The sequence below is a fragment of the Roseospira navarrensis genome (assembly GCF_009601025.1).
Classification (GTDB): domain Bacteria; phylum Pseudomonadota; class Alphaproteobacteria; order Rhodospirillales; family Rhodospirillaceae; genus Rhodospira; species Rhodospira navarrensis.
Genome location: NZ_WIVE01000097.1, coordinates 1 through 9557, shown reverse-complemented (window position 1 = coordinate 9557; position 9557 = coordinate 1). Strand labels below are relative to the sequence as shown.

Annotated in this window: 6 protein-coding genes; 3 read left to right on the top strand and 3 right to left on the bottom strand. The window is 71.4% G+C overall.

All coding sequences use genetic code 11. From position 1 onward, the window contains the following. Positions 1-213 precede the first annotated feature (213 nt). Positions 214-1143, bottom strand: a complete 930-nt coding sequence (locus tag GHC57_RS17985; protein WP_153346854.1) for a histone deacetylase family protein — start codon at positions 1141-1143, stop codon at positions 214-216. Between the two features lie 277 nt (positions 1144-1420). Here GHC57_RS17985 and GHC57_RS17980 point away from each other — a divergent pair, with 277 nt between their 5' ends. The 3 genes from GHC57_RS17980 (at position 1421) to GHC57_RS17970 (ending at position 6693) form a co-directional block, all read left to right on the top strand. Continuing rightward, the gene (locus GHC57_RS17980) at positions 1421-1933 is read left to right on the top strand and encodes a DUF4405 domain-containing protein (RefSeq protein WP_153346852.1); all 513 of its coding nucleotides are present in this window, start codon (positions 1421-1423) and stop codon (positions 1931-1933) included. A 107-nt stretch (positions 1934-2040) separates the two neighbouring features. Continuing rightward, positions 2041-3246: an efflux RND transporter periplasmic adaptor subunit gene (locus GHC57_RS17975; RefSeq protein ID WP_153346850.1), complete on the top strand. Its 1206-nt coding sequence runs from the start codon at positions 2041-2043 to the stop codon at positions 3244-3246. Positions 3247-3288: 42 nt separating this feature from the next. Further along, the gene (locus tag GHC57_RS17970; protein WP_153346848.1) at positions 3289-6693 is read left to right on the top strand and encodes an efflux RND transporter permease subunit; all 3405 of its coding nucleotides are present in this window, start codon (positions 3289-3291) and stop codon (positions 6691-6693) included. A 178-nt stretch (positions 6694-6871) separates the two neighbouring features. Here GHC57_RS17970 and GHC57_RS17965 read toward each other — a convergent pair whose 3' ends face one another. Together GHC57_RS17965 and GHC57_RS17960 are read right to left on the bottom strand one after the other, a co-directional pair. Beyond that, the gene (locus GHC57_RS17965; protein ID WP_153346846.1) at positions 6872-7756 is read right to left on the bottom strand and encodes a 4'-phosphopantetheinyl transferase family protein; all 885 of its coding nucleotides are present in this window, start codon (positions 7754-7756) and stop codon (positions 6872-6874) included. Further along, positions 7756-9072, bottom strand: coding sequence for an MFS transporter (locus tag GHC57_RS17960; protein WP_170294962.1), 1317 nt, complete (start codon positions 9070-9072; stop codon positions 7756-7758). The genes GHC57_RS17965 and GHC57_RS17960 overlap by 1 nt, the downstream gene beginning before the upstream one ends. Positions 9073-9557 lie beyond the last annotated feature (485 nt).

Here is a 9557-nt window from a genome sequence, read left to right as displayed (position 1 = left end):
CCCGTGCAATCCTGGCATGCATCGCCGGACTTATCTCGCCCAAACAACCAGCATGCATATCTAACGCAAACTGAGCCTATTATTTCGTCATCCCGAGCGAGCGAAGCGAGACGAGGGATCTCGCGAGGCGTGCTCTGACGGCGCGGAAAGCGCCGTCATGTTAACCTGCGCGCGTTGCGATGCGGCGGGTTGCGCCTTCGGCGCGAACCCGCCCTACACCCCCATCAGCGTGCGGACGTGGGCATGGACGCAGCCCGCCAGGGACGGCAGGTCGTAGCCGCCCTCCAGCACCGAGATAAGGCGGCCCTCGCAGCAGTCGTCGGCGACCGCCATCATGCGCTGGGTGGCCCAGACGAAGTCGGCCACCTGAAGGCGCATGTGCGACAGCGGATCATGGGCGTGGCCGTCGAAGCCGGCGGAGATGATGACCAGTTGGGGGCGGAAGGCCCGCATGGCCGGCTCGATGGTCTGGTCCACGGCGGCGCGGAAGGCGTCGCCGGTGGCCCCGGGCTGCAACGGACAGTTCACGATGTTGTCGGCGACCCCGCGTTCCTGCGGGAAGCCGGTGTTGGGGTAGTTTCCGGCCTCGTGGGTGGAGGCGTAGAACAGCCCCGGGTCGGCCTGGAAAATGTCCTGGGTGCCGTTGCCGTGGTGGACGTCCCAGTCGAACACCGCGATCCGCTCCAGCCCATAGACCGCGCGGGCGTGCTGCGCCCCCACGGCCACGTTGTTGAACAGGCAGAAGCCCATGGCGCGGGCGGTCTCGGCGTGGTGTCCCGGCGGCCGGCCGGCGACGAAGGCGTTGTTGACCTCGCCCCTCAGGATGGCGTCCACCGCGACCACCACCCCGCCCGCCGAGCGGCGCGCCGCCTCGCCCGAACCCGGCGAGACCAGCGTGTCGCCGTCCAGGTGACGGTGCCCGTCCTCGGGGATGGTGCGGAAGATGCGGTCGATATAGTCGCGCGGATGGACCCGCAGAAGCTGCTCGTCGGTCACCGCCGGGGCGTCCTGGCGGTGCAGCAGCATGAAGTCCTCGGCCTCCAGGATGCGCTGTACGGCGCGCAGGCGGTCGCCGCATTCCGGGTGGAAGTCCCCGGTGTCATGGTCGATGCAGGCGTGATGGGTCACGTAGAGCGTGGCCATGCGTCCGGTTCCTCCCGCAGTGTTTCCCACCTTTCTGTCACTGGCTCATCTGGGGCCGCAACGCCTTTTTGCGAGAGGCCCCGCTGAAGACCCCTCCTTCCGTGCCGTCCGGCCGTCCTGTCCAGCCGGCCCGCGCGCCCGGTCACACTTTGTCACAGGGCGGTGGCCGGCCCGTCATCGTGGCGTGACGCCCCGGGGGGTATCTGAGGCCGCACCGCGCCGGATTGCACGGCCCGGCTCTCGCCTGTCCGCCACCCCACCAGGAAAGGGCTTCACCATGAGCGCCTCCAAGACCATGACCCGGGACATCGTCACCCCGGTCACCATCGTCCTGTTCGTCGTGTCCACCGTCACCGGGGTCATGCTTCTGCTGCACTGGCAGGGCGGGCTGGTCCGGTTCTCGCACGAGTGGCTGAGCCTGGTGTTCTCGGCCGTCGCGGTCTGGCACCTGGTGAAGAACTGGCGGCCGTTCATGGCCTATCTCAAGCGCCGCCTGGCGCTGGTGGCGCTCGGGGTCAGCCTCGCGGCCTCGGTCGTCATCACCGGCCTGACCGGCTCCACCGCCAGCGTGAGCCCGGGGGCGGTGTTCCACGCCATGGCCGAAGCGCCCCTGAGCACGGCCGCCCCCGCCCTGGGTCTGGAGGCGCCGGCGGCGCTGGCCCTGCTGCGGGATGCGGGCATCGAGGCCACCGGCGGCGAAACGCTGGCGGTGATCGGCGCGCGCTCCGGCCTGGGCGCGCCCGGGGTCATGACGCTGCTCGCGCAGGGCCCGACGGGCGAAGACCATTGACCCGATCGCGTCACGGCTGCGTATAAGCGGGTGACGCAAAAACCAAGGGCGCCCAGTGGCCGGCGGAGATCGCGCCGCGCACCGCCCCGAGGGGGAGAGACGGCACCATGCCCACCCAGTCCACGGCCCGCGCGGCTCTTGTCGGCGCGGCGCTGAGTATCGCGGCGGCGCTGGCGGCCCCCGCCCTCGCCCAGCAGGGGGGCGGCGGACCGCCCGCCACGCCGGTCGGCGTGGCCGAGGTCGGTGAGCGCGTCACCCGCCAGACCGTGCCCGTGATCGGGCGTCTGGTGGCCCGGCGCGCCGGCGATGTCGCCGCCAAGGCCAGCGGCGCGGTGGAGGCCTTCCTCGTGGACGTGGGCGACCGCGTGGAGGAGCGCGCCCTGCTCGCCCGCCTGGACACGGAATCCGCCGCGCTTCAGGTGGACCTGGCCAGCTCGGAGGTGCAGCAGCGTCAGGCCGCGCTGGAGGAATCCCGCTCGCGCCTCGCCCTGGCCCAGCAGGAGTTGCAGCGCCTCGCCAGCCTGCGCCGCTCGGCGGCCTTCAGCCAGGCCCGCTACGACGACAAGAGCGAGGAGGTCACCGGCGCCAGTCACGCCGTGTCGGAGGCGCAGGCCTTGCTGACCATCGCCGAAAGCCGCCTCGCGCTGGCGGAGCTGACGCTGCGGGATGCCTCGATCCGGGCCCCCTATCCCGGCGTGGTGACCGAGCGGTACACCGAGGTCGGCGCCTATGTCTCCACCGGGGCGCCGGTGGTCAGCCTGCTCAACGACCGAGACCTTGAGGTCGCGGCGGATGTTCCCTTCGATCTGATTGCCGGCCTGACCGTGGGCGATGTGATCGAGGTGCGGCTGGACGACGCCGTCCGGGCCGAGGCCACCGTCCGCGCCATCATTCCGGCGGAGGACTCGCGCACCCGCACGCGCCCGGCGCGCTTCCGGCTCCCGGCCGGCGTGGGCGAGGCGACCGGCCTCGCCGCCGGCCAGACCGTGACCCTGTTCATTCCGGAGGGCCCGGACCGGACCGTGCTGGCCGTGCCCAAGGATGCGGTCATCAGCAATCCCGCCGGGTCCACCGTGTTCGTGGTCGTGGACGGCGTGGCCCAGCCCCGCCCCGTCACCCTGGGGCAGGCCGTGGGCGATTCGTTCACGGTCCTGGACGGCCTGTCGGCCGGGGATACCGTGGTGACGCGCGGCAACGAGCGCCTGCGCCCCGGCCAGCCCGTGCGCCCGACCGTGCCGCCCAGCGCGGGCGGCGGAAGCGGTGGTCCCGACAGCGGTCCCGAAAACGGCCCCGAAACCGGCCCCGAAGGCTGACGCCCCCGCCCTGCCCCGGGGCGCGATCGGAGACACAGTCCCATGGACATCATCCGCCTGGCCATCGCCCGGCCCACCGCCGTCATCGCCGCCGTGCTGATGGTGGTCATGTTCGGCGTCGTCGCGCTGATGGAAATCCCCATCCAGATGACCCCGGATGTGCGCCAGCCGGTCATTACGGTCAACACCAACTGGCCGGGCGCCGCCCCGGCCGAGGTGGAACGCGAGATCGTCAACCGCCAGGAGGAGGCGCTCAAGGGCCTCGAAGGCGTGCGGGAGATGACCAGCGAGTCCAGCACGGGCCGGGCCGAGGTGACGCTGGAGTTCACCACCGGCCAGAACATGGACCGCGCCCTGCTGCTGGTGGCGAACCGGCTCGATCAGGTCTCCAACTACCCCTCGGAGGCCGACGAACCCACGCTGGAGACCTCCGGCTCCGACGACCAGCCCATCGCCTGGTTCACCCTGCGCCGGGTCGAGGGCAACACGACCCCCATGAACCACTTCGGCGATCTGGTGGACGACGTGGTCCGCGACCGCCTGGAGCGCGTGGACGGGATCAGCCGCATCAACTACTTCGGCGGCAGCGAACGCGAACTGCGGGTGACCGTCGATCCGGTCAGCCTGTCCAAGTATCAGTTGACCGTCCCCCAGGTGGTGAACGCGCTGCGGGCCGCCAACGTGTCGCTGTCCGCCGGCGACGTGGCCGAGGGCAAGCGCCGCTACGTGGTGCGGGTGGAAGGCCGCTTCGAGACCCCCGAGGACGTGGAAAAGGTCGTGGTGCGCTCCGCCGAGGGCACCGGGCCGGGCGGGCTGGCCCGCGTCAGCCTGGGCGACGTGGCCGACGTGGCCTTCGCCTATACCGAAGAGGGGGCCCGCATCCGCTATCGCGGCGAACGCGCCCTGGCCCTGAACGCCGTGCGCGAGACCGGGGCCAACGTGATCGGGACCATGGCCGGGCTGCGCGCGGCCGTGGCGGAACTGAACACCGGCGCGTTGGCCCAGGAGGGGCTGTATCTGGGGCAGGTGTACGACGAGACCGTCTACATCGACTCCGCCATCGATCTGGTGATCTCCAACATCTACATCGGCGGCGCGCTGGCCGCCATCGTGCTGCTGGTGTTCCTGCGGTCCTTTGGTCCCACGGTGGTGATCTCGCTGGGCATTCCGGTGTCGGTGATCGGGGCCTTCGTGGGCATGGCGGCCATGGGTCGGTCGCTCAACGTGATCTCGCTCGCCGGCATCGCCTTCGCCGTCGGCATGGTGGTGGATGCGGCCATCGTGGTGCTGGAGAACATCTATCGTCTGCGCGAGCAGGGCCACAGCCGCGCCTCCGCCGCCTATCACGGGGCGAAACAGGTCTGGGGGGCGATCCTGGTGTCCGCCCTGACCACGGTCATGGTGTTCATTCCCATCCTGACCATGGAGCAGGAGGTCGGCCAGCTTTTCCGCGATATCGCGGTGGCGATCTCGGTGGCCGTCATGCTGTCGCTGATCGTGGCGGTCACGGTGATTCCCGCGCTGGCGCGCCGTCTGCTCGGCAAGGCGCGCCGCAAGGGGCAGGCGCCGCGCGTGCCGCTGCCCGGCATCGACCAGTTCGGGCGCGGCTTCCATTGGCTCATGACGCGGCTGACGGATCTGATGGTGCGCAGCAAGGCGCTGTCGCTGGTGATCGTGGTCGGAATCACCACGGCGGCCGGCGTGGCCTCGTGGGTCTATCTGCCCAAGCTGGAATACCTGCCCGAGGGCAACCGGAACCTCGTCTTCGGCATCATCCTGCCGCCGCCGGGCTACAACCTGGACACCACCACGGCCATCGGCCAGTCCATCGAGGACGCCGTGCGCCCCCACTGGTCCGAGCGCGAAGGCGCGGTGCGCCATGGCCTGGAGGACCCGGCGGCGCGCGCGCCGAAGGACGAGGGCGGCCCCTTCGCCCCGCTCGTGGACGGCATCGCGGGCCTGTTCGGGGGTGGCGAAGCCGCCGAACAGGGGCCGCCGGCCATCAGCAACTTCTTCTTCGTGGCGCTGGAGACCCGGGCCTTCGTCGGCGCGGCCGCCGAGGACCCGACCCGCGCGGCCGAGCTGATCCCCATCCTGCGCGGTCCCGTGTTCGCCGAGCCGGGGACCTTCGGCTTCGTCTCGCAGCCGTCGCCCTTCGGGCGCTCGGTGGGGGGCGCGCGGGCCGTCAACCTGGACATCTCCGGGACCGACCTTGAAACCATCCTTGGGGTGGCCCTGCGCGCCGCCGGCAAGGTGGGCGAGGCCCTGCCGCGCGAAGAGGGCAACCAGATGCGCCCGCAGCCCGGCCTGGAACTGGGCGCGCCCGAGGTGCGCGTCATCCCCGATCTGGTGCGGCTGGCCGACAACGGCGTGTCGGTGCTGACCTTCGGCCAGACGGTGGACGCCTTCAACGACGGCCTGCGGGTGGACGAGATCACCATCGGCGGCGAGCGCATCGACCTGACCCTGGCCGGCAACGCGGGCCACGTGGATCGCACCCAGGGCATCGGCAATCTTCCCGTCGTGACCGAGTCGGGCACGATTCTGCCCGTGGCCGCGCTGGGCGAGGTGGTGGTGACCGCCGGCCCGACCCAGATCCGCCACCTGGAGCGGGTGCGGACCGTGACCCTGCAGATCCGCCCGAGCCAGGCCATCGCGCTGGAACGGGCGATGGAGATCATCCAGGACGAGGTGATCGCGCCGCTGGAGGCCGAGGGCATTCCGCCCGAGGTCTCGCTGTCCCTGTCGGGCACCGCCGACAAGCTGACCGAGGCGTGGGACGCCATGGTCTGGCAATTGCTGCTCGCGCTGGCCATCGTCTATCTGGTGATGGCCGTGCTGTTCGAGAACTTCTTCTACCCGCTGGTCATCATGATCACCGTGCCGCTGGCCTCGGCCGGCGCGGTGCTGGCGCTGGGCCTGCTCAACACCGTGAGCTATCAGCCGCTGGACATGCTGACCATGATGGGCTTCGTCATCCTGGTCGGGATCGTGGTCAACAACGCCATCCTGCTGGTGGACCAGACGCTGTACGGCCTGCGCCAGGACGGTTTGAGCCCCGGCGACGCCATCCGGCAGGCCACCGCCAACCGCATCCGGCCGATCTTCATGTCCACGCTGACCAGCATCATGGGCATGGCGCCGCTGGTGCTGTTCCCGGGTGCGGGCTCCGAGCTGTACCGGGGCCTGGGCACCGTGGTGCTGGGCGGGCTGGCCATGTCGGCGCTGCTGACGCTCATCATCATTCCGGCGCTGATGAGCCTGGTCATGGGCCTGATCGAGAGCGGCCGCTCCCGGCGGCGGGCCGCCACCAATGGGGCGGTGCCGGCGGACCCCAAGGCCGCGCGGGCGCGCGAGGATGCCACGCTGCTCAAGGGCGCGTTTCGCGAGACGGCTGCGGGTTCGGCCAAGCGGGGTCGCGCTCACACCCCCGCGCAGGGGGAATAAAGGACCGGGTGCCGGTGAGGGCCGGCCACCCCATCGAAAAGGATGACCCTTTCCGTCGGCCGGCATGCGGCATGTCTTGCGTCGGGGTGTCGGTGTTGGTGTCGGTGATGCCGGGCGGGGCGGCAAGCCCCCTCCGGCCTGGTGCGTACGGGACCGCGCTCAAGGGGAGGCCGCACCGTCAGGGGGGCGCGTTCCACCCCGCCAGATGCCGATGCCGCACCACGACTCCCGGGCTGGCGGACTCGTCCTCCGTCGCGGCGCCCTGGCCCGGGTCCAGCCGGATCGCCCACGACAGGCGGTGGTCGGGTGTGGGGTCGCCGCTCTCCAGGTGCCAGTCCCGGCCCGCGCCGATCATGGCCGGGTCCCCCGTCACCCGCGCGGGCTCGCCCGTGCAGGCATAGCACGCCAGATGGTTGGCGATGCCCAGGCCGAGCGCCTTCAACACCGCCTCCTTGCGGGTCCACAGGGTCAGGAACAGGTCGTGGCGCGCCGGTCCCTGCGGCCGGGCCGAGACGGCGGCGAACTCGTCCGGATGGAAGAACCGCCGCGCCAGCCGGCCGGCGGACAGGGCCGGGCGGTGCCGCCACTCGGCGTCCACGCCCAGTTCGGCGCCATCCGGCCAGGGTCCCAGACTGACCATGCAGGCCGCCAGCCCGTGGGTGTGACTGAGGCTGAAGCGCGGTCGGGTCTCGGCCGTGACCGCGTGCGGCAGGCGGGTCATGTCCACATGCGGGCGCCCGCCCGGCTCGGTCAGGAAGTGCCAGGCCATCGGGTCCGCGCCGTGGTAGCGGCTGAGCATGGCGCGCAGCAGCGCGCGGGTGGCCGCGCTGGACCAGGCGTGGAAGGGGTCCCGGAACGTGGCCACGCGCGCCCACTCGTTCTCCGAGATGTGCGGGCGCAGCAGGGCCGCGTCCGGCGGGGCACCGTCCGCGCCGCCCGGCGGCGGGGTCATGGTCCACAGCATGGCGGAGAGCATGGGGGCGTCTCCGTCGGTCGCGGCCTCGTCGGCGTCGGGCGTGGGGGGCGCGTTGCCGCCCGGGAGATCGGAAACTCTGGCATCCATCAGGCAGGGGGTCCGGGTCGGGTGGTCGTGTCTTGCTGCTCGCACCGGGTTTCGCGGGCCAGCAGCGCGGCCGCCAGCGCGACACCCTGCATCAGCACCAGCACCCACATGGCGGACTGGAACGCCTCGACCGAATAGACCGGACGCCCCGCCTCCATGGTGCCGTCCCAGGCGCGATCCAGCAACCAGCCCAGCAGGGGCTGGAAGATCGCGCCGGCGGCCATGGCCAGCATGTTGACGACGCCCAGCGCCGCGCCGGCGGCCCACAGCGGGTTGTGCTCGCGCCCGACGGCGAAGCACAGCACCATGCCGCCGGCGACCACGCCGTTGACCAGCATCAGCGCCGCCACGGCGGCGAACGGCAGCCCGGGGGCGTAGAGCGCGGCGGCGAGGGTGACCAGCGAGCCCGACGCGGCGATCAGCATGACCACGCGGCGGCGGCGCAGGCGGTCCGACAGCCAGCCCATCAGGGGCGCGCCGATGCCCCAGCCGATCATCATGCCCGAGGTGGCCAGCGCCGCCAGCTCGCGATCCACCCCGTGGACCCGCTGCAGGTAGGGCACGCCCCACAGGCCCGCGAACGACAGCATGGGCGAGGTGAGGGCGGCCGCATAGACGCCGACCACGTAGGTCTGCGGGTTGCGCAGCACGCGGGCCAGCCCGGCCCGCAGCGAGGGGCGCGGCCCGGCATCGGGGGTCGGGGCCGGCGGCGAATAGGGGCCGGTGTCGCGCACGATCAGCGCGATCAGTCCCGCCAGCACGAGGGCGAGGGCGGCGGCCACGCCCAAAGCGCCGCGCCAGCCGATCTGCTCGATCAGCAGCGCCAGCGGCGCCTGTCCGCCCACGCCGCCCGCCATGCCGCAGGCCAGGGTGAGCCCGGACATCATGGCGAAGCGCTCGGGCGGCAGCCAGCGGGTGATGATGAGCAGCGCGCCCACCCAGGTGAAGGCCACCGCGCCGCCGATCATCAGGCGGCCGGCATAGGCCCCCATCAGCGACTCGGACAGGGCGAACAGCAGGCTGCCGGCTCCGGCCAGGGCGCAGGCCACCGCCAGCACGCGGCGCGGCCCGAAGCGGTCCAGGATCAGCCCCACGGGGATCTGGAGCCCGGCGTAGGTGTAGAAGTACAGCCCCGACAGCGTGCCGGTGATGGCGGCGCCGACGGCGAACTCGCGCATCAGCTCGTCCACCATCACGCTGGGCGCGGTGCGCTGGAAAAAGCCGTAGCAGTAGAACAGCGCGCCCAGGCCCCACATGATCCAGGGCAGCGCGGGCGGGACCGCGCGGGACGCGGCCGACGAGGCGGGTGTGGACATGGCCGGATCGTGTGCCACGGTGGGCGGCGCGTCAACACGCACCAGCAATTCTCGGGATGGAGGCAGAACACCGCTGCACCCGGCGCTGGACTGTTCCCCTCCCCCCGCCGGGGGGAGGTTGGGAGGGGGGCGAGGCGATGTCCACACGGATCCCGCGTCCCGCATCAACCCCACGCGCTTTTTTCAACCCCACCCCGGCCCTCCCCTATCCAGGGGAGGGAGGTAAGGTCGCACCCGGGACTCCCGGCGGTTTCCAGAGGCCACGCGGCCAAAATGAGACCTGCTGAACACGCATGCGGCGGGTGGGGGCGGGTGACGGCACGGTCCGCGCTGTCGAAGCCGGCCTCTCGAGATCCCTCGTCTCGCTTCGCTCACGTGGGATGACACACTTAAATTTTGGCTCAAATAGCGTTCGCTATGCATTCCCGGATTTGGTATCATGAAGGATACCGAACGCGGGAGGCGGGCATGGATCGGGACACGTT